The sequence below is a fragment of the Micromonospora sp. CNZ285 genome, from assembly GCF_004637285.1.
Genome location: NZ_SPQD01000001.1, coordinates 4,420,263 through 4,445,345 on the forward strand (window position 1 = coordinate 4,420,263; position 25,083 = coordinate 4,445,345).

A 25,083-nucleotide genomic window follows, 5' to 3' on the forward strand; every position below is an offset into this window, starting at 1 on the left:
CGATGCCGCTCAGCCGCACCCTCGGGTCTATCACGGTCACCGCGCTCTCCGACGGCGAGGGGCCCTTCTTCCAGCCGCGCGGCGAGGCGTTTCCCGGTGCCACCCAGGCGCACTGGGCGGCGGCCGACCGGCTCGATCCGGGCGCCGTCACCGACGACGGCCGGTGGTGGCTGCGGTTCCGCGCGTTCGCGGTGCGGGCCGGCGACGGGCCGGTCACGCTTGTCGACGCCGGCATCGGCCCGGCCGACTCCCTCGCCGCGAGCTGGGCGCCGGTGCCGGGCCGGCTGCCGGCCGAGCTGGCCGCCGCCGGGATCGACCCGGCCGACGTCCGCACCGTGGTCCTCACCCACCTGCACACCGACCACGTGGGTTGGGCCGGCCCGTTCTTCCCGAACGCGGACCACCTGATCCAGCGCGCCGAGGTGGACGCGCTGGAGCTGTTCCACCCGGAACTGCCGGCCCGGCTGCTGACGCCGTTGCGCGCCGCCGGGCGGCTGCGGGTGGTCGACGGTGAGACGCCCCTCACCCCGGGGGTACGGCTGCTGCACACGCCCGGCCACACGCCGGGTCACCAGTCGGTGCTCATCGAGGCGGACGACGAGCGCCTCCTGATCACCGGCGACCTGCTGGTGCACGCGATCCAGTCGGTCGACCCGGACCTGGCGTACGCCCACGAGGAGGACCAGGACACGGCCCGCCACTCCCGGCAGCACCTGCTGTCGTCCCTCTCCCCCGCCGTCCTGGCCACCCCCCACCTGACCGCCCCCTTCACCCCCCACCCGCTGCCGGGTCGATCATGAGGTTGGCGGCGTATTCGATCTCCCATTCCGCCGTCAACTTCATGATCGACGGGGAGAAGCGCGGGCGGGACGGCAGAAGGCCCGCCGGCGGAACCGGCGGGCCTTCGGACGCAGTGGTCGGGCGTCACATGCTGGCGACGTCGCCCTGCTTGGCGCGGACGGCCTCGGCGGCCTCCTTCAGCGCGGCCAGCTCGTCGGCGTCCAGGTCGGTCTCGACGACCCGCTTCACGCCCTCGGCGCCGATCTCGGCCTCGACGCCCAGGTACACGCCGGAGATGCCGTACTCGCCGTCGACCCAGGCGCAGACCGGCATGACGGCGCCGGAGTCCTCGGCCACGGCCTTCGCCATCCGGGCCGCGGCGGCGGACGGGGCGTAGTAGGCGGAACCGGTCTTGAGCAGCGCGACGACCTCGGCGCCACCGTTGCGGGTCTTGACGACCAGCTCCTCGATCTGCTCGGCCGGCATGACGTCACGCAGCGGCTTGCCGTTCACGGTGCTCTTCGACGGCACCGGGACCATCGTGTCGCCGTGCGAGCCGAGCGTCAGGGTCCGTACCGACTTCACCGGTACGCTCAGCGCCTCGGCGACGAAGTTGGTGAAGCGGGCGGTGTCCAGCATGCCGGCCTGGCCGAGCACCCGGTTCTTCGGGAACTGGGTGGCGAGCTGGGCCAGCGCGGTCATCTCGTCGAGCGGGTTCGACACCACGATGACGACGGCGTTCGGGGCGTACTTGGCGACGTTCTCGGCGACCTGCCGGACGATCTTGGCGTTGGTCTCCAGCAGGTCCATCCGGCTCATGCCCGGCTTGCGCGGCAGGCCGGCGGTGATGACGACGACGTCCGAGCCCTCGATGGCCTCGTAGCCCTCGCCGTTCGGGCCGGTGGTGACGCCGACGACCTTGGTCTCGAAGCCCTCGACCGCGCGGGACTGGTTGAGGTCGAGCGCGAGACCCGCCGGCTTGCCCTCCACGATGTCGGTGATCACGACGGTGTCGAAGACGTCGTACTCGGCCAGGCGCTGTGCGGTGGTCGAGCCGTAGAAGCCGGCGCCGACGACAGTGACCTTCTTACCCATGGTCGTCCCACTCCCTGATACCAGTCGGTTTTCCGGACCGTATCAGCCATCCTGGCACCGATCGGGTCAGGGGCGGACGGTTATGACCTGGGTGGGTGTCAGGCGGTCCGCTCGGCCCGTTCGACCACGTTCGTCAGCAGCATCGCCCGGGTCATCGGACCGACGCCGCCGGGCATCGGCACCAGCTTGCCGGCGACCTCGGCCACCTCCGGGTCCACGTCGCCGGTGTAGCGGCCCTTGCCGTCCTCGCCGATGACCCGCGTGATGCCGACGTCCACCACTGTCGCGCCCGGGTTGATCATGTCGGCGGTGAGCAGCCCGGGCACCCCGGCGGCCACGATGACGACGTCGGCGGCGCGGGTGTGCGCGGCCAGGTCGAGCGTGCCGGTGTGGCAGAGCGTCACGGTGGCGTTCTCGCTGCGGCGGGTCAGCAGCAGGCCCAGCGGGCGGCCGACCGTGTTGCCCCGGCCGACGACAGCGACGTTCGCGCCGCGCAGCGGCACGTCGTGCCGGCGCAGCAGCTCCACGATGCCGCGCGGGGTGCAGGGCAGCGGCGCGTCGTACCCGAGGACGAGCCGGCCCAGGTTGACCGGGTGCAGCCCGTCGGCGTCCTTGTCCGGGTCGATCGACTCCAGCGCGCGCTGGGTGTCGAGGTGACCGGGCAGCGGGAGCTGGACGATGTAGCCGTGGCAGGCCGGATCGGCGTTCAGCTCGGCCAGCGCCGCGTCGAGCTGCTCCTGGGTGGCGTCGGCCGGCAGCGCGACCCGCAGCGAGGCGATGCCGACCTCGGCGCAGTCGCGGTGCTTGCCGTTGACGTACGCCTGGGAGCCGGGGTCCTCCCCGACCAGCACGGTGCCGAGGCCGGGGGTGATGCCGCGTTCCGCGAGCGCCTTGACCCGGGCCCGTAGCTCGTCCTTGATCTCCGCCGCGGTGGCCTTGCCGTCCAGGATCGTCGCCGTCACGTCGTGATCGTCTCACGCCTGCGGGCGGGCCCGGACGACGACGGCCGACGATCACGCTCCGCAACGTGCCCTAACTCACGGAGAGTGACCAGTAACTGTGACGCGGCGGCCCTGACGCACTCGGACGGGCAGGGACCGGACAGGCGGGCCGGAGGTCGCAGACGCGCTCGACCGGGCCTCGAACGGACCACCAGGGGCGAATAAAAGGCCAGTTAGAGGCGGTGTTTAGCACGCACGGACAGCGGTGGCAAGGCTCGTCGAACACGATCCGTCATCAGTTGACCACGCACTAGTTGTCGACGGGCCGGATCGCGACCTACCGTTACCGCTCGTTGCGCAGAGTCACCCAGCGTCGGGACGACCGCGCAGCGTGAGGAGATGAGGAGACTCCATGCGTGTTCGTAGGCTCGCGGCCTGGGCCGCGCTCCCGCTCGCGGTGACGCTGGGCCTGACGGCCTGCGGCTCGGGCGGTGGCGGCGGCGGTGCCGGCGACTCCGACGCGGCCGTGCGGATCGAGATCGCCGAGCCGCAGCACCTCGTGCCGACAAACACCAACGAGACGAGCGGCTCCCAGGTCCTGTCGGCCCTGTTCAGCCCGCTGGTCGACTACGACGAGGCGAACAAGCCGCACGAGGTGGCAGCCGACTCGGTGACGACGTCCGACAACAAGGTCTGGACGGTCAAGCTGAAGCCCGGCTACACGTTCCACAACGGCGAGAAGGTCACCGCCGACAACTACATCGACGCCTGGAACTACGGCGCGTACGCGCCGAACGGCCAGAACTCCAGCTACTTCTTCGAGAAGGTGGCCGGCTACGACGACCTCCAGGGCGAGAAGCCGAGGGCGACGACGCTCAGCGGCCTGAAGAAGGTCGACGACCTGACCTTCACCGTGACGCTCAGCCAGCCGTACGTGGACTTCAAGTCCATGCTCGGCTACACCGCCTTCTACCCGCTGCCCAAGGCGGCCTTCTCCGCGCCGGGCGTGCTCGCCGAGGGCTACGAGCAGGCGCCGATCGGCCAGGGCCCGTTCAAGATGAAGGGCAGCTGGCAGCACGACGCCAAGGTCGAGGTGGAGCGCTACGACGCGTTCCCGGGTCAGCAGCCCAAGGTCGGCGGCGTCGAGTTCCGCATCTACCAGCAGCCGACCGCGGCGTACGCGGACGTGCTGTCGGACAACCTCGACGTGATCAAGACGATCCCGACCGAGAACCTGTCGACCGCCGCGACCGACCTGGGCGACCGCTTCCAGCAGAGCCCGGCCTCGTCGCTGCAGGTGCTGGCCTTCCCGACGTTCCAGGAGGAGTTCAGCAAGCCCGAGGTGCGCAAGGCCATCTCGATGGCGATCGACCGGGACGAGATCACCAAGTCGATCTTCAAGGACTCGCAGCAGCCGGCCCGCTCGTTCGTCTCGCCGGTGGTCGCCGGTTACCGGGAGAACACCATCGGCACGGCGGGCGCGTTCGACCCGGTCAAGGCCAAGGCGATGTACGAGGCCGCGGGCGGCCCGAAGAAGATCGAGCTGTCCTACAACGGCGACGGCGGCCACAAGGACTGGATCGACGCCACCTGCAACCAGCTCAAGGCCAACCTGGGCGTGGAGTGCGTGGGCACCGCCGAGCCGAAGTTCGCGGACCTGCTAACCAAGCTCAAGCAGAAGCAGCCGGTCGGCCTGTTCCGGATGGGCTGGGTCATGGACTACCCGTCCATGGAGAACTACCTCGGCCCGCTGTACAGCACCACCGGCTCGTCGAACTACTACGGCTACAGCAACCCGGAGTTCGACAAGCTGCTCGCCGAGGGCGCCCGCGCGGCGACCGAGGACGAGGCGATCAAGAAGTACCAGGCGGCGGAGGACCTGCTCGCGCAGGACATGCCGGTGATCCCGCTGCGGTACGGGCAGAACAACTTCGGCCACTCGACCAAGGTCAAGAACGTCCACGTGGACCTCTTCGACCGGGTGGACCTGCTGAAGATCGAACGCGCCTGACACCCCGCTGACGGGCCGGGCCACCCCCACCGGGTGGCCCGGCCCTCGCATTGGCACGTATTTCGCCCGGTTTCGGCAGACTTGCCAGCATGCTCCGCTTCATCCTGCGGCGACTGCTCCAGATGGTCCTCGCCTTCTTCGGGACCACGCTGATCGTCTACGCGTTGATGTTCGCCGGGCAGGGCGACCCGATCCAGGCCCTCGCCGGGGAGCGGCCGGTCACCGCCGCGCAGCGGGCCTACCTGACCGAGAAGTACCACCTGGACGCGACGGGTGTCGGCGGCTTCTTCTACCGCTACTTCGACTACCTGGGCGGCCTGGTCCAGGGGGACCTCGGGCAGTCGCTGACCGGGCGGCAGATCAGCGACATCCTCGCCGCCGCCTGGCCGGTGACCGTGAAGCTCGCCGTGATCGCGATGGCCGTGACGGTGATCTTCGGAGTCACCGCCGGCGTGATCGCGGCGATCCGCCGCTCCGGCGTGTTCGACCACGCCACGCTCGTGCTCACGCTGCTGGTGCTCGGCATCCCCACCATCGTGCTGGCCCCGCTGGCGCAGTACTTCCTCGGCGTACGCTGGCCGATCTTCCCGCCCACCGCCGGAGCGCAACCCTCCTTCTACGCGTTGCTGCTCCCCGGCATCGTGCTCGGCTCGTTGTCGCTGGCCACCGCGCTGCGGCTGACCCGTACCTCGGTGACCGAGAACCTGCGCGCCGACTACGTCCGCACCGCCCGCTCCAAGGGCCTGCGGCGGCGCCGCATCGTCGGGGTGCACGTGCTGCGCAACTCGCTCATCCCGGTGGTCACCTTCCTCGGCGTCGAGCTGGGCAACCTGATGGGCGGCGCGATCATCACCGAGGGCGTGTTCAACGTCCCGGGCGTCGGCTTCAACCTGTTCCGCGGCATCCGCACCGAGGACGGCCCGCTTGTCGTCGGCATCGTCAGCGTGCTCGTCGTGGTCTACCTGCTGTCCAACCTGGTGGTGGACGTGCTCTACGCCGTCCTCGACCCGAGGATCCGCTATGAGTGAGCGCAGCGAGGTGCCGCAGTGAGCGACTTCGAGACGGTGGCGGCGACCGAGAACCAGGCCGCGCGGCGCGGCGTGTCAGGCGAACCGGGCACGCCCGGGCGGGCCGGGCGGCCGGACCGGGCCCGCAGCCTGGCCGGTGACGCCTGGCGGGACCTGCGCCGCAAGCCAATCTTCTGGATCAGCCTGCTCCTGGTGGTGCTGGTCGCCGCGATGGCCGTGGCGCCGGGACTGTTCGCCGCCAACGACCCGCGCGACTGCGTGCTGTCGCGGCAGCACGCCGGGCCGTCCGGCGGGGCCATCTTCGGGTACGACTTCCAGGGCTGCGACACGTTCGCCCGCGCGGTCTACGGCGCCCGCGCCTCGCTGCTCGTGGGCGCGTTATCCGCGCTGATCACCGGCGTGATCGCGCTCGTCGTCGGCATGCTCGCCGGCTACTTCGGCGGGTGGGTCGACGCGGTGCTGTCCCGGGTGATCGACATCGTGCTCGGCATCCCGCTGCTGCTCGCCGCGATCGTGCTGCTCAAGCGGGTGAGCACGAGCGGCGAGACGGTACGCCTGTTCGCGGTGATCCTCGTCCTGGCGCTGCTCGGGTGGACCACCGCGGCCCGGGTGGTCCGCTCCTCGGTGATCACCGCCCGGGAGCAGGACTACGTGGCCGCCGCCCGGATGCTCGGGGCCGGCAACGGCCGGATCATGTGGCGGCACATCCTGCCGAACGCGCTCGCCCCGGCCATCGTGGTGCTCACCATCGCGCTCGGGTCGTTCATCGCGGCCGAGGCGACGCTGAGCTTCCTCGGCATCGGTCTGAAGGCGCCGACCATCTCCTGGGGCATCGACATCGACGCCGGCCGGGTGCACATGCGGGAGTCCGCGACGCCGCTGATCGTGCCGTCGACGTTCCTGGCCCTGACCGTGCTCGCCTTCATCATGCTCGGCGACGCGATCCGCGACGCCTTCGACCCGAAGCTGCGGTGACGTCTCATGACCCAGTCGTCGGTCCGGCCCACGCCGGCCTCACCCACGCCGCCCGGCGGGCACCTGCTGGAGGTACGGGACCTGTACGTCGAGTTCCGTACCCGGGAGGGCGTGGCGCGCGTGATCAACGGGGTGACGTACCACCTGGACGCCGGTGAGACGCTCGCGGTGCTGGGCGAGTCCGGCTCCGGCAAGTCCGTCACCGCCCAGGCGATCATGGGCATCCTGGACACCCCGCCCGCGTACGTGCGCGCCGGGCAGATCCTCTACCAGGGGCGGGACCTGCTCACCCGGCCGGAGGAGGAGCGCCGGCAGATCCGCGGCGCCGAGATCGCGATGATCTTCCAGGACGCGCTGTCGGCGTTGAACCCGGTCTTCCCGGTCGGCTGGCAGATCGGCGAGTCGCTGCGCGAGCGGGCCGGGATGTCGCGGGCCGACGCGCGCAGGCGCACCGTCGAGCTGATGGACCTGGTCCGGATCCCGGCCGCGGCGAAGCGGCTCGGCGACTACCCGCACCAGTTCTCCGGCGGCATGCGGCAACGCGTCATGATCGCGATGGCGCTGGCGCTGGACCCCAAGGTGCTGATCGCCGACGAGCCGACCACCGCGCTGGACGTCACGGTGCAGGCGCAGATCATGGACCTCCTGGCCGACCTGCGCCGGGACCTCGGCATGGCGCTCGTCCTGATCACCCACGACCTGGGCGTGGTCGCCGGTGTGGCGGACCGGATCGCGGTCATGTACGCGGGCCGCATCGTCGAGCACGCCGACGTGCACGCGCTGTACCGGGCGCCGGCCCACCCGTACACCAAGGGGTTGCTGGAGTCGATCCCGCGCCTGGACGTGCGCGGCCAGGCGCTGTCCAGCATCCGCGGGCTGCCGCCGAACCTGATGGCGATCCCGTCCGGCTGCCCGTTCCACCCCCGGTGCCCGTACGTCCAGCCGGTCTGTGTGGACGAGGTGCCGCACGACCTGGTGCTCGCCGACGGGCGGACCAGCGCGTGCCACTTCGCCCAGGAGGTGCACGATGACCGCGACGGCTGAACCCGCCAAGGTGCGCGGCGAGACGATCCTCGCCGTCGACCAGCTGGTCAAGCACTTCCCGATCAGCCAGGGCGTGCTGTTCAAGAAGACAATCGGCCAGGTCAAGGCGGTCGACGGCGTCTCGTTCGAGCTGCGGCGCGGTGAGACGCTCGGTGTGGTCGGCGAGTCCGGGTGCGGCAAGTCCACGCTGGCCCGGCTGCTCATGCGCCTGGAGACGCCGACCGCCGGGCGGGTCACGCTGGAGGGGCGCGACCTGCTCCGGGCCACCGGGGCCGACCTGCGCCGGCTGCGGCGGAACATGCAGATGGTGATGCAGGACCCGTACACCTCGCTGAACCCGCGCATGACCGTCGGCGACATCATCGGCGAGCCGTTCGAGATCCACCCGGAGGCGGCACCGAAGCGCAGCCGGCGACAGCGGGTACAGGAGCTGCTGGACGTGGTCGGGCTCAATCCGGAGCACCTCAACCGCTACCCGCACCAGTTCTCCGGCGGCCAGCGGCAGCGCATCGGCATCGCCCGGGCGCTCGCGCTGCGGCCCGAGATCATCGTCTGCGACGAGCCGGTGTCGGCCCTGGACGTCTCCATCCAGGCCCAGGTGATCAACCTGCTCGAACAGCTCCAGGACGAGCTGGGGCTGTCGTACATCTTCATCGCCCACGACCTGTCGGTGGTGCGGCACATCTCCGACCGGGTCGCGGTGATGTACCTGGGCCGGATCGTGGAGATCGGCACCGAGGAGCAGATCTACCAGCGCGCGACCCACCCGTACACCCAGGCGCTGCTGTCGGCGGTGCCGGTGCCCGACCCGGAGGCCCGCGACCGGCGGACCATCATCCGGCTCACCGGCGACGTGCCCAGCCCGGCCGAGCCGCCGTCCGGCTGCCACTTCCGGACCCGCTGCTGGAAGGCCGAGGAGGTCTGCGCGACCCAGGACCCGCAGGCGGTCCCCCGGGCGGCGGACCCGCACCCCAGCGCCTGCCACTTCGCCGAGGTGCGCACCGAGGCGTGAGCGCGACGAAGGCCCCGTCCCCCGGAGGAAGAGGGGGCGGGGCCTTCGATGCGGGCACGCGTGCGGACGGCGGACCCGGGACGAACCCGAGGCGGCCCGGCGGCGTGAGGTGCGCCGCCGTACCGGTGGACGGCAGCTCGCGGCGGAGACCGCCGGGTCGACGCGGCGGTGTCCGGTGCGGCGCGAGCGCGCGTCCCGGTGCGGGCTGCGGGTTCGGTGCGGCTCAGGCGGCCGGCGGGGCGCGCGCGGCGAGCGGGCCGCGCGGCGGCAGCGGCACGACCGGAGGCCGGGGCGCGGGCACGACGGGCTCCGGCACCGCCGGACCGGCCACGCGCGGGAGCGCGGCCGGGGCCAGGTCGTCCGGTCCGTCTGCGTAGCCGAGGCCGCCGCCGTGGTCGTGCCACGGCCCGGCGGCGAGCCCCGACCAGGAGATTCCGGGGTACGCGGTACGCAGCGCGACCGGGCTCGTCCCGCTCGCGGAGGCGGCGGTCGGCGGGGCGGCGGCCGGCGCGACGACGGCGGGTGCGGCTGCCGCTCCGAGTCCGGCCAGGACGAACGCCAGCGTGACGACGACGGCGGTCAACCGGTCGCGAACGCGCATGGCACACCTGCCGGGCTCACAGACAGCGGAGACGCTCGATCGTCGCCGCGCACACGCTAGCAACCGCCTCCGGCGGCGGGCAACGGCCCGGCATCCGGGTGCGCCAGTCGTGTGGACGACTGACGCACCCGGACGGTCACGGCCGGACTCGTCAGTGGAAGAAGTGCCGGGTGCCGGTGAGGTACATGGTCACGCCGGCCGCCTTGCAGGCCGCGATGGTCTCCTCGTCCCGGATCGAGCCGCCGGGCTGCACGATCGCCCGTACCCCGGCGTCGATGAGGATCTGCGGACCGTCGGCGAACGGGAAGAACGCATCCGAGGCGCAGACCGAGCCGCGGGCCCGCTCGTCACCGGCCCGGCTGACCGCCAGCCGCGCCGAGTCCACCCGGTTCACCTGTCCCATGCCGACACCGACGGTGGCGCCGTCGCGGGCCAGCAGGATCGCGTTGCTCTTGACCGCGCGGACCGCCCGCCAGGCGAACGCCAGGTCGCGCAGCGTCGCCTCGTCGGCCGGGTCGCCGGTCGCGAGCGTCCACCCGGACGGGTCGTCGCCGGGCGCGTCGACGGCGTCCCGCGTCTGCACCAGCACGCCGCCGCTGACCTGCCGCCACTCCGCGGGCCGCACGGCGAACTCGGGCGCCCGCAGCAGGCGGAGGTTCTTCTTGGCCCGCAGCAGCTCCAGCGCGTCCTCGTCGAAGCCGGGCGCCACCAGCACCTCGGTGAAGATCTCCGCGACCTGGCCGGCCATCGCCGCGTCGACCGGCCGGTTCACCGCGATCACGCCGCCGAACGCGGAGACCGGGTCGCAGGCGTGCGCCTTGCGGTGCGCCTCGGCCACGTCCGCGCCGACGGCGATGCCGCACGGGTTGGCGTGCTTGATGATCGCCACCGCGGGCTGGTCCGGAAAGTCGTTGGCGGCCCGCCAGGCGGCGTCCGCGTCGACGTAGTTGTTGTAGGACATCTCCTTGCCGTGCAGCTGCTCGGCCTGGGCCAGCCCGGCCGGCGCGCCCGGATCGGTGTAGAGCGCCGCCGCCTGGTGCGGGTTCTCGCCGTACCGCAGCACCGCCTGGCGGCGCAGCGCCAGCCCGGCGAACTCCGGCCAGCCGTCCTGCGCCGGCGACACGGTGGTGGCGAACCAGTCGGCCACCGCGACGTCGTAGTCGGCGATGTCGGCGAACGCGCGGGCCGCCAGCGCCCGGCGACGGGCCAGGGTGAAGCCGCCCTCGGCGAGCGCGGCCACCACCGCCGGGTACGCGGCCGGGTCGGTCACCACCGCCACCGAGGCGTGGTTCTTCGCCGCGGCCCGCACCATCGCCGGACCGCCGATGTCGATCTGCTCGACGCACTCGTCGGTGTCGGCGCCGGAGGCGACGGTGGCCTGGAACGGGTACAGGTTGGAGACCAGCAGGTCGATGCCGGCGATGCCGTGCTCGGCGAGCTGGGCGGCGTGCGCGTCCTTGCGCAGGTCGGCGAGGAGGCCGCCGTGGATCTTCGGGTGCAGCGTCTTGACCCGCCCGTCGAGGATCTCCGGGAAGCCGGTGACCTGCTCGACCGGCGTCACCGGCACCCCGGCGCCGGAGATCGTCGACGCGGTGCTCCCGGTCGACACGATCTCCACGCCGGCCTCGTGCAGGGCGCGGGCCAGCTCGGCCAGGCCGGTCTTGTCGTAGACGCTGACCAGCGCGCGCCGGATCGGGCGGCGGCCGGCGTCCTCAGTGGCGTTCACGGGATGGTGACCTTTCTGCCGGTGATCGTCCAACCTTCACGGACCAGGCGGCCGACCTGCTCGACGAGCTGGCGCCGCTCGGCGGACTTGATGCGCTCGGTGAGCGTGTCCTCGTCGTCGTCGTCCTGCACCGGCACGGCGACCTGGGCCACGATCGGGCCGGTGTCCATGCCCGCGTCGACGAAGAACAGGGTGGCCCCGGTGACCTTCACGCCGTACGCCAGCGCGTCGCGGGGGCCGTGGATGCCGGGGAACGCCGGCAGCAGCGTGTTGTGCGTGTTGAGGTAGCGGTCGCCGAACGCGGCCAGGAACTCCGGGCCGACCAGCTTGAGGAACCCGGCGCTGATGACCAGGTCCGGCCGGTGCTCGGCGACCCGCGCGGTGAGCGCCTTGTCCCAGTCGGCGCGGGTGGGGTGGTCCTTGACACGCTCGACGAAGGACGGCACACCCGCGGCGGCGGCCCGGTCCAGGCCGGCGATCCCATCCCGGTCGGCGCCGACCGCGACCACCCGGGCGCCGTACCCGGGGTCGGCGGTGGCGTCCAGCAGCGCCTGGAGGTTGCTGCCGGAGCCGGAGACGAGGACGACGAGGCGGGCGACGGACGCGGGCTCGGTCACCGGGCAACCCTATCGGGCAGGTCAGGCGGCCCGGCCGCGGGGCGGCGGCTCAACGGTTGACCTCCCGGGTGGCGTGATCGCGGTACGCTGCCGGTCGCCCGGTGTCCGGCCTCGCGCCCGGCCCGCACCCCCACGAAGAAACCGGCACGCCGCGTGCCGTCGGACCGAGGAGTACATCGCATGCAGCCCGGATACCCCCCGCCGCAGCCGCAGCAGATCGACAACAACATGACGATGTCCATCGTCGCGATCTTCCTGTTCTGGCCGCTCGCGATCCCGGCCATCATCAACGCGTCGAAGGTCAACCCGCTGATCCAGCAGGGTGACTACGCCGGCGCGCAGGCTGCCGCAGCCGAGTCCAAGAAGTGGTCCAAGTGGGCCCTCATCGTCGGCCTGATCTGGATCGCCATCATCGTGGTGGGATGTTGCCTCCTCGGCGGCCTGGCTGGTCTCGCCGGCAACAGCGGCAGCAACTGACCGACAACCCGAACCGATCTGAGGAGCACCCAGACATGCAGCCCGGTTACCCCGGACAGGACCCGTACGGCCAGCAGCCGAACCAGGACCCGAACGCGCAGCCGCACGACCCGTACGCCCAGCCGCCGCAGGCCCCGCAGTACGGCCAGCCGCCGCAGTACGGGCAGCAGCCGCAGTACGGCCAGCAGCCCACATCGGGCCAGCCGTACGGCCAGCCCACCTCGGGTCAGCCCGCCTACGGCCAGGACCCGTACGCGCAGCAGCAGCCGTACGGCGCCGCGCCGCAGTACCCGGGCGCCGGCTACCCGGCCGGGGCGGGCCAGGCCCCGAACAACACGCTGGGCCTCGTGTCCATGATCCTCGGTATCGCCTCGATCCCGATGGTCTGCTGCTTCTACCTCGGCATCCCGCTGGGTATCGCGGCGGCGGTCACCGGTTACCTGGGCCGCCAGAAGGCCGCGCAGGGGCTCGCCAACAACGACGGTCAGGCCAAGACCGGTCTGATCTGCGGCGCGGTCGGCGCCGGCCTGGGCATCATCCTGATCATCCTGGGCATCGTCGCCAACGTCAGCCTGCCCGCCCAGCCCTGATCGTCCGTCGTCCAGGGGCGTCCACCTTCCGGTGGACGCCCCTGACGCGTCTGCGGGCCCCGGAGGCGACGCGTCAGCGGGTGCAGGTCGACGGGTGTGAGTCAACAGGTGCGCGTCAGCGGGGGCGGGTCAGCGTGCGGGTGGCGGCGGCGCCGAGCACCGCGCCCACCCCGATCACGAGCGTGGCCACCGCGGCCACCGCCCACGGTGACGGCCCCACCTCGGCCAGCCGGCCACCGCCGAGCGACCCGCCGGATGCCGCCGCGAACAGCCCCAGCAGCGCGCCCGCGACCGGTCCGGCGAGCGCGGCCGGCAGCAGCAGCGCCGGCCAGCCCACCTCGGCCCGTTCCTCGGCCGCCGCGCGCAGCAGCCGCCGGGCGAGCAACCAGCCGGCTGCCATCGCGGCCAGCACCGGCACGGCCAGCAGCGCGCCACCCAGCCCGTCCATCGGGCCACGCGGCAGGCCGGCCAGCAGCGGTACGGCCGGCAGCGCGCCCACGGAGACCTCACTCGTGCGGACGGCGGTGTCGGTGCCGACCGCGAACCCGGGACCGAGCAGGTAGCTCGCCGACCAGGCGGTCGCGTTCGGCGCGTAGGCGAGGCTGACCAGTGTGATTCCCGCCTGACCGGCCACCCCGGTCCGGTACGCCCCGATCATGTCGGCCGCGTCGCCGCCACCGGTGGCCACCGCCAGCCCGGCCGCACCGGCACCCGCGCCGCACAGCAGCAGCGCCGCCACCAGTCCGGTGCGCAGACCGTCGCGCACCGGCGGTGGGCAGCGCTCGGCCAGCACCGCCCAGACACCTGTGGTGCGCAGCGCGCCGACCAGGGCGGCGGACACGCCGAACGCGGCGAACGTGAGCGCGGCGGTGACCGGGGAGACCCGCAGGCCGGCGGCGTCGACGGCGAACGCCGCGAGTGCGCCGAGCAGTGCGTACGCGATGCCGACGGCGACCGCGACGGTGAGCGCCTGGCGCGGTGAGCCCGCCCCGCGCGCGCCGACGGCCCGGCTGACGTGCACCCCGGCGCGGGTGAGCCGCCAGACGGCGAGCGCGCTGAGCGCGAGCGGCGCCAGGCCGAGCGGGCCGGCGGCGGTCTGCAACGGCACCCCGTGCCCGAGCAGCCAGCCGGCCAGGCCGGCGCGGAGCGCACCACCGAGCGATCCGGCGTCCTCGCTGAGCTGGGCGAGGCCCAGCACGGCGGAGACCGGCAGCCAGGAGGTCAGCGCCGCCCAGAGCGCGGCCACCCCGGCGGCGACCGGCAGCGGGGCCCGGCTGCGGGGCTCGGCACCCGATCGGGGCGCGGGCACGCGCGCGGCCGGGCGGGCACGGCCGGGCGGCCGGGCACCGGCGGGGGGACCGGTGGCCGGACGGCGGGGCTGGTCAGGGGTGACGCGTGACATCGTGTCTACTCTGGCACGCCGCGGGAAGGACGGCAGTCCGATACCGGGTCGGTTGCCTGGCGAGTTCGCCGAACCCCGGCCCGGCGGCGGTGATCCGGTCTAGCCTCGGCCTCAGACGCGACCGTTCCCGTCGCGGTGCCGACCGCTCGGAGGAAGCCGTGCACGCTCCGTATCCGCCGCCCCCGCCGCCACCGGCCGTCGGCCGGGACCGGACCACGCTCTGGGGCGTCCTCGGCATCGTCTTCGGCCTGTTCTGCTGCGGCATCCTGGGCATCGTCTTCGGCGCGCTGTCGATCCGCGACGCCCGGCGCAACGGCAGGTCGCAGTTGCTCGGCTGGTTGGGCATCGCGTTCGGTGTGATCAACATCGTCGCCAGCGCCATCGTGCGCGCCCGGGGCAACTCGTACTACCCGTACTGGTACCGCTGAACGCGAGGGGGCCGACCGGTTGCCCGGTCGACCCCCTCGGCGTGTCGCTCGGCCGCTCAGCGGCCGGACATGAGCTCCCGCATCAGGTTGGCGGTCTCGGTCGGGGTCTTGCCGACCTTGACGCCCACCGCCTCCAGCGCCGCCTTCTTGGCGTCGGCGGTGCCCGCCGAGCCCGAGATGATCGCGCCGGCGTGACCCATGGTCTTGCCGGGCGGGGCGGTGAAGCCGGCGATGTAGCCGACCACCGGCTTGGTGACGTTGGCCTTGATGAACTCGGCCGCCCGCTCCTCGGCGTCGCCACCGATCTCACCGATCATGACGATCGCGTCGGTCTCCGGGTCCGCCTCGAAGGCGGCCAGGGCGTCGATGTGGGTGGTGCCGATGATCGGGTCACCGCCGATGCCGACACAGGTGGAGAAGCCGATGTCGCGCAGCTCGTACATCATCTGGTAGGTCAGCGTGCCGCTCTTGCTGACCAGGCCGATCCGGCCGGAGCCGGTGATGTCGGCCGGGATGATGCCGGCGTTCGACGCGCCCGGCGAGGCGATGCCCGGGCAGTTCGGGCCGATGATCCGGGTGCGCTCGCCCTTGGACTTGTTGTACGCCCAGAACGCGGCGGTGTCGTGCACCGGCACGCCCTCGGTGATCACCACGGCCAGGTCGATGCCGGCGTCGATCGCCTCGACCACGGCGGCCTTGGTGAACTGCGGCGGCACGAAGATGACGGTGACGTCGGCACCGGTCTCCTTCATCGCGTCCGCGACGGCGGCGAAGACGGGCAGCTCGGTGCCGTCGAAGTCGACAGTGGTGCCGGCCTTGCGCGGGTTCACGCCGCCGACCACGTTGGTGCCGGCGGCGAGCATCCGCCGGGTGTGCTTGGAACCCTCGGAACCGGTCATCCCCTGCACGATGACCTTGGAGTCCTTGGTCAGCCAGATAGCCATTGTCAGACCCCCGCAGCTGCCAGCTCGGCGGCCCGCTCGGCCGCGCCGTCCATGGTGTCGACCCGCTGGATCAGCGGGTTGGCCGCGCCGTCGAGGATCGCCCGGCCGGCCTCGGCGTTGTTGCCGTCGAGGCGCACGACGAGCGGCTTGGTGGCCTTCTCGCCGCGCTGCTCCAGCAGCGCCAGCGCCTGCACGATGCCGTTGGCGACCGCGTCGCAGGCGGTGATGCCGCCGAAGACGTTGACGAAGACGCTCTTGACCGACGGGTCGGACAGCACGATCTCCAGGCCGTTCGCCATCACCTCGGCGCTCGCGCCGCCGCCGATGTCGAGGAAGTTGGCCGGCTTGACGCCGCCGTGCCGCTCACCCGCGTACGCGACCACGTCGAGCGTGGACATGACCAGGCCCGCGCCGTTGCCGATGATGCCGACCTCGCCGTCGAGCTTGACGTAGTTGAGGTCCTTGGCCTTCGCGGCCTGCTCCAGCGGGTCCACCGACGCCTGGTCGACCAGGGCCTCGTGGTCCGGGTGCCGGAACCCGGCGTTCTCGTCCAGGGTGACCTTGGCGTCCAGGAGCAGCAGCTTGCCGTCCTTGGTGGTGGCCAGCGGGTTCACCTCGACGAGCGTGGCGTCCTCGGCCACGAACGCCTGCCACAGCTTGACCGCGACCTCGACCACCTGGTCGGCGACCTCGGCCGGGAAGCCGGCCGCGGTGACGATCTCGCGCGCCTTGGCCTCGTCCACGCCGGTGTTGGCGTCGATCGGCGCCTTCACGACCCGCTCCGGGGTCTCGGCCGCGACCTGCTCGATGTCCATGCCGCCGGCCACGCTGGCGATGCAGAGGAAGGTGCGGTTCGCCCGGTCGAGCAGGTACGAGAAGTAGTACTCCTCGGCCACGTCCGCGGTCACGGTGATCATGACCTTGTGGACGGTGTGACCCTTGATGTCCATGCCGAGGATGTCGGTGGCCCGGGCCACCGTCTCCTCCGCGCCCTCGGCCAGCTTCACGCCGCCGGCCTTGCCGCGGCCACCGACCTTCACCTGCGCCTTGACGACCACCCGGCCGCCGAGGCGTTCGGCGATCGCGCGGGCCTCCTCCGGGGTAGTGGCGACGCCGCCGGCGAGCACGGGCAAGCCGTGCCGCTCGAACAGGTCCCGCCCCTGGTACTCGTACAGGTCCACGATTGCGCGTCCCGTCCCGTCTCCGCGGCGCGCCGTCGCGCCGCCACCAGCTTCGGAAAATCAGTTTGACGCCTGTCATCAGATGAGACAGGCCATTTGCCGCAGCCTAACGAGATGGGAACGGGCGGCAACCGAGCGGGTGCGGGGTGTGCGGTAATGCACAGGCTGTCGTCCGGCCGTCCCGGGCACGGCCGCACCGGCGCGCGCGGGCGTCAGCCGTCCGGGGGATCTCCGGACCGGGGCGTAACCGCCCGTCGGGGGCGTCGTTGAGTGTGATGTCGGCGCGCTGGTCAAGCGCGGCGACGGGAGCGGCCGATGCCCTGTCGGTCGAGGGGTGGCGGCGGGGCATCGTGCATAGAGGGGCCGGGCGTGTGAGGGGTGCGTCCGGCCCCTCCCCCGTGCCCGGAACCGGGAACGCGAGGGCCGGACAGCGGAGAACGCGGCGGGTCAGCCGACCGGCTGGGCGACGTTCTCCCGTACCCACTCGACGATCGACCCGGTGGTCGCACCCGGGGTGAAGATCTTCGCGACGCCGAGCCGCTCCAGCTCCGGGATGTCGGCCTCGGGGATGATGCCGCCGCCGAACACCACGATGTCGGTGGCGTCGCGCTCGGTGAGCAGTTCGACGACGCGCTTGAACAGCGTCATGTGCGCGCCGGAGAGCACCGACAGGCCGACCGCGTCCGCGTCCTCCTGGATGGCGGTCTCGACGATCTGCTCGGGCGTCTGGTGCAGGCCGGTGTAGATGACCTCCATGCCGGCGTCACGCAGGGCACGGGCGACCACCTTCGCTCCCCGGTCGTGGCCGTCCAGGCCGGGCTTCGCGACGACGACCCGGATACGAGAGCTCATCTGCGCACACCTTTCACCGGCACTCCTGACCTGAACGAACGGTAACCCGGCCGGACGTGAGGCGGGAAGCGGGGCCGGACCTTCCCACAAACGAGCCGACCCCTCTACCGCCCACCCGGGTACGCGGAAAGCCGGACACCTCCGCCGTTCGGTCACTGTCCGCGACGAATGGGCAGTCGACGGGCCATCCGACTGGCGGCACGAGATATGACAAGGTCGGATGGAATTGGACATAACGAATCAGCATTTCGGCGCTTCGGCTTGTGACAGGAGTGGCTGTTGGCTAACGTGTCCACGGTTGTCATCAGGTCCACGGACGGGTGACGACGCGACACCGGAGGTTCGCCAGAGCTTCACCGAACGGTCCGGAGTCGCATCGGATCCCCGACAACGGAGGGTGTGCGTGCGCCAGCGCCTGTCGTCTGAGCCCGATCGCTATCGCGGCCGCCGCCGCGTACCCACCCCCCCGCGGAGCCGCTACGCCGCGGTGGTCACCACCGCGTTCGTCGGCGCCGGCATCGTCGCCATCGGCGCGAACGCCCTCCCCGACGCCAAGAGCGTCAACCCGTCGGTCCTCGACGAGCTCCGGCAGGCCTCGGTCGCCAGCCAGGACGCCGCCGCCCGTGCCGACAGCGCGGACGTCGCCTCCCGTTCGGACCGCTCCGACCGCAAGGCCGCCGAGCAGGACCCGTGGCTCCTGCCGCTGCACGGCTACGACTTCAAGTCCCCCTACGGCATGCGCTGGGGCAAGCTGCACACCGGCATCGACCTGGTCGCCCCGGAAGGCACGCCGTACAAGGCGGTCCACGCCGGCACCGTCACCAAGGCCGGCTGGTTCGGCGGCTACGGCTACGCCGTCATCGTCCAGCACTCCGACGGCAGCGAGGCCATCTACGGCCACTCCTCCGCGGTGACGGTCAAGGAGGGCCAGGAGGTGAAGGCCGGCGACCAGCTCGGCCTGGTCGGCAACACCGGCCACTCCTACGGCTCGCACCTTCACCTGGAGATCCATGTCAAGGGCCAGCCGCAGGACCCCGTGGCGTTCCTCAAGGACCGCGGAGTGGACATTCAGCTCGAAGTCGAGGCGGTTTACAGCGACGCAGCCGCGTCCTGACGCTCCGTAACGCCTCTTAACCGCCCGGACCGCACGGTCCGGGCGGTTTCGTCTGTGCCGATGTCTGCCACGTCACACCGACGAGTGTGACCGGGAGCACACTCACCGAAGATCGTCTCTTCGACCGAACCGGCCGGCCGGTGGAAAACCGGACGCGCCGCGGCGACTACGCGCCACCGCCTCCGCACCCCCATACCCGCTGCGAGCTGCACCGACACCAGTATTTCGAGGTCACGTGCCCCTCGAAACCGATGAAGGATCCCGTGCAGCACAGCAGCCCCACCCCGGACAACGCTCCCGCCCGGCACCGGCGCCCGCGCCGCGCCCGGCGCACCGTTTACGTGGTCACCGGCGCGGTGGCCCTGCTCGGCCTCGGCATCGGCGGCGTGGTCGTCACCACCGCCCCGTCCGACCCCACACCGGCCGCCGTCGACCTCGGCGTAGCGGCCCGCGCCGACGACGCCGCCCGCGCCGACCGCTCGGACCGTGAGCCGGTCACCCCGTCCGCCGTACCGGCCAGCCCGTCGCCGAGCCCGAGCGCGAGTGCAACCACCCCGGCGCCGAAGAAGACGGCGACCGCGAAGCCCAAGCCGAAGCCCAAGAAGACGACTGTGGCGAAGAAGCCCACCTGGGTCATCCCGATGAAGGGCGCCGACATCACGTCCTGCTACGGGCCCCGCTGGGGCACCCAGCACGCCGGCATCGACTTCGCCATGCCGTCCGGCACGCCGATCCACGCCGCCGCGGCGGGCACCGTGGTCAAGGCCGGCGACGTGGGCGACGGCTACGGCATCTCGGTCTTCATCGACCACCACAACGGCTACCTGACCCACTACGCCCACCAGAGCCGGCTCGCCGTCGCCGTGGGCGACACGGTCAAGGCCGGTCAGGTCATCGGCTACGAGGGCTCCACCGGCGACTCCACCGGCCCGCACCTGCACTTCGAGGTGCACCAGGGCGCGATGTGGAGCCAGATCGACCCGGCGCCGTTCCTGCGTGCCCGGGGCATCGACGTGGCCTGCTGACGCCACCACGAGTGATCCACCCGGCGTGGCCGGGCCGGTCTGCGGCCCGGCCACGCCTGCGGTCCGTCACGGGGTCACCCGGGTGGCCGGGCTGTCGCCGGGCAGGCCCCACATGTCGGCCTCCACCGGCGGCACCGGCGTGGCGCCGAGGACGCTGCCGTCGGCGGCGTACGCGGTGAGGGTCGCCTGCCGGTCCGGCGGGACCCGGACGGTCCCGGCGTTCGACGCGTCGAGCGCAACGGTGGCCGGGGGTGCGCCGCCGACGGTGACAGTGACGCGGGCCGCCTCCGCCGGGGCGACCACACGCACCTGGCCCGTGGACGTACGCGTGCCGTCGTCGGCCCGGATCCGCCAGCCGACCGGCCGCCGGTCGGCACCCTCGGCCGGCAGGAGCAGCCGCAGGTCGGTCCACCAGCCGGTGCGATGGTCGCCGTGCAGGGCGTACGCGATCACCCCGCCGGCTTCGGGCTGCACGGTGAGCAGCGCCGCGGCCCGGCCGCCCTCGCGGCCCGACCAGCGCACCCGCACCGTCGTCCCGGCCGCCGGCAGGCGACTGTCGAGCAGTGCCCATCCGAGGAACTCGCGCAGGTCGGCGTCGGCCAGCGGCGTGCCCCTGGCGCCCCGACGGGCGGCGGCGAGCAGGACGTCCATCTCCGGCGCGGTTGGGCCGACCCAGGCGTACGGGCCGCCGCCCAGGCCCCCCTGGTGGAGCACCCGGCCGTCGCGGCTGACCCGAACCACGGGTTCGTGCCGCAGCGGCCCGGCGGGCAGGACGGTGAACCCGACCCCGCTGCCGTCCGCCCTCGCCACGTCCTCGTACTTCAGCGTTCCCCCCGGCGTGTACCGAGGATCGCCACTGATCGTCACTGTGGATTCCGTGGGCCCGACGACGACAGCGAATCCGCCCCCGTCCGGACCGACCCGCATCAGGGTCATCACCGGGTCGTCGGCGCCCTCGCTGTGCCCGGCGTAGCGCATCTGCCCGGCGCCGGCCCCGGCCGGGCCGACGTACCAGACCAGCGCCTCCTTGGTCAGCAGGCCGAAGCGCAGCGGCACCGCCACCAGCGCGACCCGGTGACCCGGCCGGTCACTGCCATAGAGCAGACGGATCCGGTCGCGATCGCCGACCTTCCAGAGGCCGTCCGCCTTCGGGCCGTCCAACGAGGTGGGAGCGCCCATCGCCGGGTCGGCGCTGATCCGCTCCCGCAGCGTGTCCAGCCAGGCCCGGTCGCCGGCGAGCGCACCACGGGGCGGCGCGTCGAGCAGCGCCGCCGGGGCGGCGGCGACGGCGATGCCGGGTGCCCAGCCGGGAAGGGGCACCAGGTTGGCCTGGACCCCGACGAGCGCGGCCACGACCGCCGCCACCACCGTCCGGATCCGGCGGTTGCGCCGGTGCCGTCGCTCGCGCCCGGCGAATCCCGGCCACGGGTCCTCCGGTACGCCGACACCGTGCGCGGCCTGCCGCAGCGCGGGACTGAGCGTCGAACGGGCGAAGCTCTCGGTCATGCCGGGTCCTCCTGGAGCCGTACCGGGGACGCAGGGGCGGGTGCGGCGAAGTCGGCCCGCAGCCGGGCCAGCCCGCGCGACGCCTGGCTCTTCACCGAGCCGACGGAGCAGCCGAGCACCTGGGCGGTGTCCGCCTCGCTGAGGTCCTCGAAGTAACGCAGCACCAGAACGGCCTGGGTTCTGGGCGGCAGGCGGCGCAGCGCGGTGAGCAGCAGCCGCCGCTCCTCCACCTGCGCGTACGCGTCGGGCACCGGCGCGCTGTCGGAGGCCAGCAACGGCACCTCCAGGGGCCGCCGCCGGCGCCGCCAGGAGATGGCCGTGTTGACCATCGCCCGGCGTACGTAGACCTCGGGCGCGTCCCTGCGCAGCACCCTCCCCCAGCGCCGATGGGTCTTCTCCAGCGCCGACTGCACCAGGTCCTCGGCCGTTCCCCGGTCGCCGGTCAGCAGGTATGCCGTGCGGAGCAGCCGTCCCCACTGTCGCTGTACGAACAGCCGGAACTGCTCGTCGTCCTCCTCGCGGCTCACGCCACCTCCAGGTCGCATCCGCCTCGCGTCCACGAGCGGATGCGAGGAAGACGCGACAGGTGCCGCCGGGGGTTGAGTGCCGCCGGGTCAGGACCGGCCGGCGCTCAGAGCTTGTCGATCGGGGCGTGCCGCAGCACCAGCCACATGGTCTGGTCGCCGAAGTCGATCTGGGCGCGGGCACCCGGCCCGGCACCCTCCACCGCCAGCACCCGGCCCAGGCCGTACCGCTGGTGGTTGACCCGGTCGCCGACCGAGACCTTCGGGGCCTGCTTCAGCTCGCTCGCGGTGGCCAGGCGGCTGGCGTCCACGCCCAGCCGCTTCGCCAGCTCGGTCGCCTTGGGCGTGCCGCCGGCGAAGCCGCCGCGGCCCAGCCGGTCCGCGCGGCCGCCGACGCCGCCGCCCCCGCCACCCCACGAGGTGTACGACCCCTCGGTGCGCTCCCAGCGGACCAGCTCCGGCGGCAGCTCCTCCAGGAACCGCGACGGCGGGTTGTAGGCGGGCGCGCCCCAGGCCGACCGGGTCACCGCGCGGGACAGGTAGAGGCGCTGGCGGGCCCGGGTGATGCCCACGTACGCCAGCCGCCGCTCCTCCTCCAGCTCGCGGGTGTCGCCGAGCGAGCGCAGGTGCGGGAAGACGCCGTCCTCCAGGCCGGTCAGGAAGACCACCGGGAACTCCAGGCCCTTGGCCGTGTGCAGCGTCATCAGCGTGACCACGCCCTGGTGGTCCGGGTCGTCGGAGGGGATCTGGTCGGCGTCGGCGACCAGCGCCACCTGCTCCAGGAAACCGGCCAGCGTGGCCCGCTCGTCGTCGGCGCCGAGCGCCTCGATCCGCTCGGTGTACTCCCGGGCGACGCTCACCAGTTCCTGGAGGTTGTCCACCCGGCCGGCGTCCTGCGGGTCGAGACTCTCCTCCAGCTCGGCCAGGTAGCCGGAGCGGGTCAGCACCGCCTCCAGCACCTCCTCCGGGGTGCCGGTGTCGGCCAGCTCCCGCGCCGCGTCGAGCAGCGCGACGAACTCGGCGATGCCGTTCGCCGCCCGGGTCGAGATGCCCGGCGCGTCCTTGGCCCGGCGCAGCGCGGCGCCGAAGGAGATGCGGTCCCGGGCACTCAGCGCCTCCACGCACGCCTCGGCCCGCTCGCCGATGCCCCGGCGCGGGGTGTTGAGGACCCGGCGCAGGCTCACCGTGTCGTCGTCGTTCACCACCGCGCGCAGGTACGCGAGCGCGTCGCGGACCTCCTTGCGCTCGTAGAAGCGCACCCCGCCGACCACCTTGTAGGGCAGGCCGACCCGGATGAACACCTCCTCGAACACGCGGGACATGGCGTTGGTGCGGTAGAACACCGCCACGTCGCCCGGGCGGGTCTCGCCGTCGTCGACCAGCCGGTCGATCTCCCGGGCCACCCAGTCGGCCTCGGCGTGCTCGGTGTCGGCGACGTACCCGACGATCTGCTCACCGGACCCGGCGTCGCTCCACAGCCGCTTCGGCTTGCGCGAGGTGTTGCGGTCGATCACCGCGTTGGCCGCGTTGAGGATGGTCTGGGTCGAGCGGTAGTTCTGCTCCAGCAGGATCGTGCGGGCGTCGGTGAAGTCCCGCTCGAACTCCAGGATGTTGCGGATGGTCGCGCCGCGGAACGCGTAGATCGACTGGTCGGCGTCACCGACCACGCACAGCTCGGCCGGCGGGATCCCCTCGGTGCCGGAGACCAGCTCCTTGATCAGCACGTACTGGGCGTGGTTGGTGTCCTGGTACTCGTCCACCAGCACATGCCGGAACCGGCGCCGGTAGCTCTCCGCGACGTGCGGGTGCGACTGGAGCAGGTGCACCGTCGTCATGATCAGGTCGTCGAAGTCCAGCGCGTGTGCCTCGCGCAGCCGCCGCTGGTAGAGCGTGTACGCCTCGGCCAGCGCCCGCTCGTTCGGCCCCTTGGCCCGGCCGGCGAACTCCTCCGGGTCGACCAGCTCGTTCTTCAGGTTCGACACCTGGGCGGCGAGGCCCCGGGCCGGGTAGCGCTTCGGGTCCAGATCCAGCTCGCGGGCGACCATCTGCATCAACCGGCGCGAGTCGTCCGCGTCGTAGATCGAGAACGTCGACTTCAGGCCGGCGTGCTCGTGCTCGGCCCGCAGGATGCGTACGCAGGCGGAGTGGAACGTGGAGACCCACATGAGCCGGGCGCGCGGGCCGACCAGCGCGGCCACCCGCTCCTTCATCTCGCCGGCGGCCTTGTTGGTGAAGGTGATCGCGATGATCTCGCCGGGGTGCACGTCGCGGGCGGCGAGCAGGTAGGCGATCCGGTTGGTCAGCACCCGGGTCTTGCCGGAGCCGGCGCCGGCCACGATCAGCAGCGGGGAGCCGGCGTGGGTCACCGCGTCCCGTTGGGGGCCGTTGAGGCCGTCGAGGAGGGCGGCCGGATCCGACCCGGCGCCCCCGGGGCGGCGCGGCGGGGTCGGCCGGGACTCCGGCGCGGGCGGGGACGCGGGAATGTCGAAGAGAGGATGCATCGCAGCCCGAGTCTATGCCGCCGGGCGGACACTTCCCCGCCCGCGCCGCCGCCCGGCGCACGCCGGCACGTCTCACCTGTTGGTGCGTCTTCTTGCGCGCCCGCCCCGGTGGTCGGCATACTCGACGACGTGTTCGATCAGCGCTTCTCCTTTTACTACGGCACCGGGAGTCCGGCAGCCGTGGGTCGCGCCTGATCACAGACCTACGAAACGCCCCGGGCTCCCCAGAGCCCGGGGCGTTTTCGTTCCGGGATCCGGGTACCGGGCCCGAGCCCCGAGAGGGACGACGATGATGACTGACGTGGTGGAGTCCAGCGGCAGCCCGGCGCGCAACGGCCGGCCGGCCGGCGGCGACCCGACCGGTGCCGCGGCGGCCCGGACCGGCACCGACGACGCGGCGGCGGCGGAGCGGATCGGTGAGATCCGGCGGCGCATCGACGAGATCGACCGCACCCTCATCGCGCTCTGGCAGGAGCGGGCCGCGCTCTCCCAGGAGGTCGGCGCGACCCGGATGGCCTCCGGCGGCACCCGGCTGGTGCTCTCCCGCGAGCGGGAGATCCTGGAGCGGTTCCGCTCCGAGCTCGGCGCCGACGGCACGCAGCTCGCGCTCCTGCTGCTGCGCGCCGGTCGCGGCCCGCTGTGACGCGGTGACGTCCCCGGATACGACGAACCGCCTGCCGGCGTCGAGCTGACGCCGGCAGGCGGTCCG

24 protein-coding genes are annotated in these 25,083 nt (G+C 72.6%); 12 read left to right on the top strand and 12 right to left on the bottom strand.

The annotated features are described in order from the left end of the window. Window positions 1–2: 2 nt before the first annotated feature. The gene (locus tag CLT75_RS20000; protein WP_135241981.1) at window positions 3–800 is read left to right on the top strand and encodes an MBL fold metallo-hydrolase; all 798 of its coding nucleotides are present in this window, start codon (window positions 3–5) and stop codon (window positions 798–800) included. 124 nt (window positions 801–924) lie between these two features. Here CLT75_RS20000 and mdh read toward each other — a convergent pair whose 3' ends face one another. Together mdh and CLT75_RS20010 are read right to left on the bottom strand one after the other, a co-directional pair. Then, on the bottom strand, window positions 925–1,875 hold the full coding sequence (gene mdh / locus CLT75_RS20005; RefSeq protein WP_013288499.1) for a malate dehydrogenase: 951 nt from the start codon (window positions 1,873–1,875) through the stop codon (window positions 925–927). Window positions 1,876–1,973: 98 nt separating this feature from the next. Then, the gene (locus CLT75_RS20010; protein ID WP_047894341.1) at window positions 1,974–2,837 is read right to left on the bottom strand and encodes a bifunctional methylenetetrahydrofolate dehydrogenase/methenyltetrahydrofolate cyclohydrolase; all 864 of its coding nucleotides are present in this window, start codon (window positions 2,835–2,837) and stop codon (window positions 1,974–1,976) included. 391 nt (window positions 2,838–3,228) lie between these two features. Here CLT75_RS20010 and CLT75_RS20015 point away from each other — a divergent pair, with 391 nt between their 5' ends. The 5 genes from CLT75_RS20015 to CLT75_RS20035 all read left to right on the top strand — a co-directional run bounded on the left by CLT75_RS20015 (window position 3,229) and on the right by CLT75_RS20035 (window position 8,886). After that, window positions 3,229–4,827 (top strand): ABC transporter substrate-binding protein, encoded by a 1,599-nt coding sequence (locus tag CLT75_RS20015; RefSeq protein WP_135241982.1) that lies wholly within the window; start codon window positions 3,229–3,231, stop codon window positions 4,825–4,827. Window positions 4,828–4,916: 89 nt separating this feature from the next. Then, a complete protein-coding gene (locus CLT75_RS20020; protein WP_135241983.1) occupies window positions 4,917–5,855 on the top strand; it encodes an ABC transporter permease in 939 nt (312 codons plus the stop codon). An 18-nt stretch (window positions 5,856–5,873) separates the two neighbouring features. Beyond that, the gene (locus tag CLT75_RS20025) at window positions 5,874–6,830 is read left to right on the top strand and encodes an ABC transporter permease (protein WP_135241984.1); all 957 of its coding nucleotides are present in this window, start codon (window positions 5,874–5,876) and stop codon (window positions 6,828–6,830) included. Window positions 6,831–6,836: 6 nt separating this feature from the next. Further along, complete coding sequence (locus CLT75_RS20030; protein WP_135241985.1) at window positions 6,837–7,874, top strand: ABC transporter ATP-binding protein; 1,038 nt, start codon at window positions 6,837–6,839, stop codon at window positions 7,872–7,874. After that, window positions 7,858–8,886, top strand: coding sequence for a dipeptide ABC transporter ATP-binding protein (locus CLT75_RS20035; protein ID WP_135241986.1), 1,029 nt, complete (start codon window positions 7,858–7,860; stop codon window positions 8,884–8,886). The genes CLT75_RS20030 and CLT75_RS20035 overlap by 17 nt, the downstream gene beginning before the upstream one ends. 223 nt (window positions 8,887–9,109) lie before the next feature. Here CLT75_RS20035 and CLT75_RS20040 read toward each other — a convergent pair whose 3' ends face one another. The 3 genes from CLT75_RS20040 to purN form a co-directional block, all read right to left on the bottom strand. Then, window positions 9,110–9,487, bottom strand: coding sequence for a hypothetical protein (locus CLT75_RS20040; protein ID WP_135241987.1), 378 nt, complete (start codon window positions 9,485–9,487; stop codon window positions 9,110–9,112). A gap of 151 nt (window positions 9,488–9,638) precedes the next feature. After that, complete coding sequence (gene purH, locus CLT75_RS20045) at window positions 9,639–11,213, bottom strand: bifunctional phosphoribosylaminoimidazolecarboxamide formyltransferase/IMP cyclohydrolase (RefSeq protein WP_135241988.1); 1,575 nt, start codon at window positions 11,211–11,213, stop codon at window positions 9,639–9,641. Continuing rightward, window positions 11,210–11,830, bottom strand: coding sequence for a phosphoribosylglycinamide formyltransferase (gene purN / locus CLT75_RS20050; RefSeq protein WP_135241989.1), 621 nt, complete (start codon window positions 11,828–11,830; stop codon window positions 11,210–11,212). Before purN ends, purH begins: the two co-directional genes overlap by 4 nt. Window positions 11,831–12,010: 180 nt before the next feature. Here purN and CLT75_RS20055 point away from each other — a divergent pair, with 180 nt between their 5' ends. Together CLT75_RS20055 and CLT75_RS20060 are read left to right on the top strand one after the other, a co-directional pair. Next, a complete protein-coding gene (locus CLT75_RS20055) occupies window positions 12,011–12,307 on the top strand; it encodes a CD225/dispanin family protein (RefSeq protein WP_135241990.1) in 297 nt (98 codons plus the stop codon). A 35-nt stretch (window positions 12,308–12,342) separates the two neighbouring features. Continuing rightward, complete coding sequence (locus tag CLT75_RS20060; RefSeq protein WP_135241991.1) at window positions 12,343–12,897, top strand: DUF4190 domain-containing protein; 555 nt, start codon at window positions 12,343–12,345, stop codon at window positions 12,895–12,897. Between the two features lie 115 nt (window positions 12,898–13,012). Here the strand turns inward: CLT75_RS20060 and CLT75_RS20065 are convergent, their stop codons facing one another. Further along, window positions 13,013–14,299, bottom strand: coding sequence for a cell division protein PerM (locus CLT75_RS20065; RefSeq protein WP_135241992.1), 1,287 nt, complete (start codon window positions 14,297–14,299; stop codon window positions 13,013–13,015). A 158-nt stretch (window positions 14,300–14,457) separates the two neighbouring features. Between CLT75_RS20065 and CLT75_RS20070 the strand changes: the two genes are divergently transcribed. Then, window positions 14,458–14,727, top strand: coding sequence for a DUF4190 domain-containing protein (locus CLT75_RS20070; RefSeq protein ID WP_135241993.1), 270 nt, complete (start codon window positions 14,458–14,460; stop codon window positions 14,725–14,727). 56 nt (window positions 14,728–14,783) lie between these two features. Here the strand turns inward: CLT75_RS20070 and sucD are convergent, their stop codons facing one another. The 3 genes from sucD to icmB form a co-directional block, all read right to left on the bottom strand. Further along, on the bottom strand, window positions 14,784–15,671 hold the full coding sequence (gene sucD, locus CLT75_RS20075) for a succinate--CoA ligase subunit alpha (RefSeq protein WP_135241994.1): 888 nt from the start codon (window positions 15,669–15,671) through the stop codon (window positions 14,784–14,786). Window positions 15,672–15,673: 2 nt separating this feature from the next. Next, the gene (gene sucC / locus CLT75_RS20080) at window positions 15,674–16,852 is read right to left on the bottom strand and encodes an ADP-forming succinate--CoA ligase subunit beta (RefSeq protein ID WP_135241995.1); all 1,179 of its coding nucleotides are present in this window, start codon (window positions 16,850–16,852) and stop codon (window positions 15,674–15,676) included. Between the two features lie 447 nt (window positions 16,853–17,299). Next, window positions 17,300–17,704 (bottom strand): coenzyme B12-dependent isobutyryl CoA mutase small subunit, encoded by a 405-nt coding sequence (gene icmB / locus CLT75_RS20085; RefSeq protein ID WP_013288515.1) that lies wholly within the window; start codon window positions 17,702–17,704, stop codon window positions 17,300–17,302. A gap of 403 nt (window positions 17,705–18,107) precedes the next feature. Here icmB and CLT75_RS20090 point away from each other — a divergent pair, with 403 nt between their 5' ends. Together CLT75_RS20090 and CLT75_RS20095 are read left to right on the top strand one after the other, a co-directional pair. Next, window positions 18,108–18,818: a M23 family metallopeptidase gene (locus CLT75_RS20090; RefSeq protein WP_135241996.1), complete on the top strand. Its 711-nt coding sequence runs from the start codon at window positions 18,108–18,110 to the stop codon at window positions 18,816–18,818. 251 nt (window positions 18,819–19,069) lie between these two features. Beyond that, the gene (locus CLT75_RS20095) at window positions 19,070–19,843 is read left to right on the top strand and encodes a M23 family metallopeptidase (RefSeq protein ID WP_135241997.1); all 774 of its coding nucleotides are present in this window, start codon (window positions 19,070–19,072) and stop codon (window positions 19,841–19,843) included. A 66-nt stretch (window positions 19,844–19,909) separates the two neighbouring features. On the opposite strand, the gene CLT75_RS20100 is transcribed toward CLT75_RS20095, so the two are convergent. The 3 genes from CLT75_RS20100 to pcrA all read right to left on the bottom strand — a co-directional run bounded on the left by CLT75_RS20100 (window position 19,910) and on the right by pcrA (window position 24,374). Continuing rightward, entirely contained in the window at window positions 19,910–21,349 is a 1,440-nt protein-coding gene (locus CLT75_RS20100) for a hypothetical protein (protein WP_135241998.1), read from the bottom strand. Then, on the bottom strand, window positions 21,346–21,876 hold the full coding sequence (locus tag CLT75_RS20105) for a SigE family RNA polymerase sigma factor (RefSeq protein ID WP_486485225.1): 531 nt from the start codon (window positions 21,874–21,876) through the stop codon (window positions 21,346–21,348). Before CLT75_RS20105 ends, CLT75_RS20100 begins: the two co-directional genes overlap by 4 nt. Window positions 21,877–21,980: 104 nt before the next feature. Beyond that, on the bottom strand, window positions 21,981–24,374 hold the full coding sequence (gene pcrA, locus CLT75_RS20110; protein ID WP_135242000.1) for a DNA helicase PcrA: 2,394 nt from the start codon (window positions 24,372–24,374) through the stop codon (window positions 21,981–21,983). Window positions 24,375–24,663: 289 nt separating this feature from the next. Here pcrA and CLT75_RS20115 point away from each other — a divergent pair, with 289 nt between their 5' ends. Then, window positions 24,664–25,017, top strand: coding sequence for a chorismate mutase (locus tag CLT75_RS20115; protein WP_135242001.1), 354 nt, complete (start codon window positions 24,664–24,666; stop codon window positions 25,015–25,017). Window positions 25,018–25,083 lie beyond the last annotated feature (66 nt).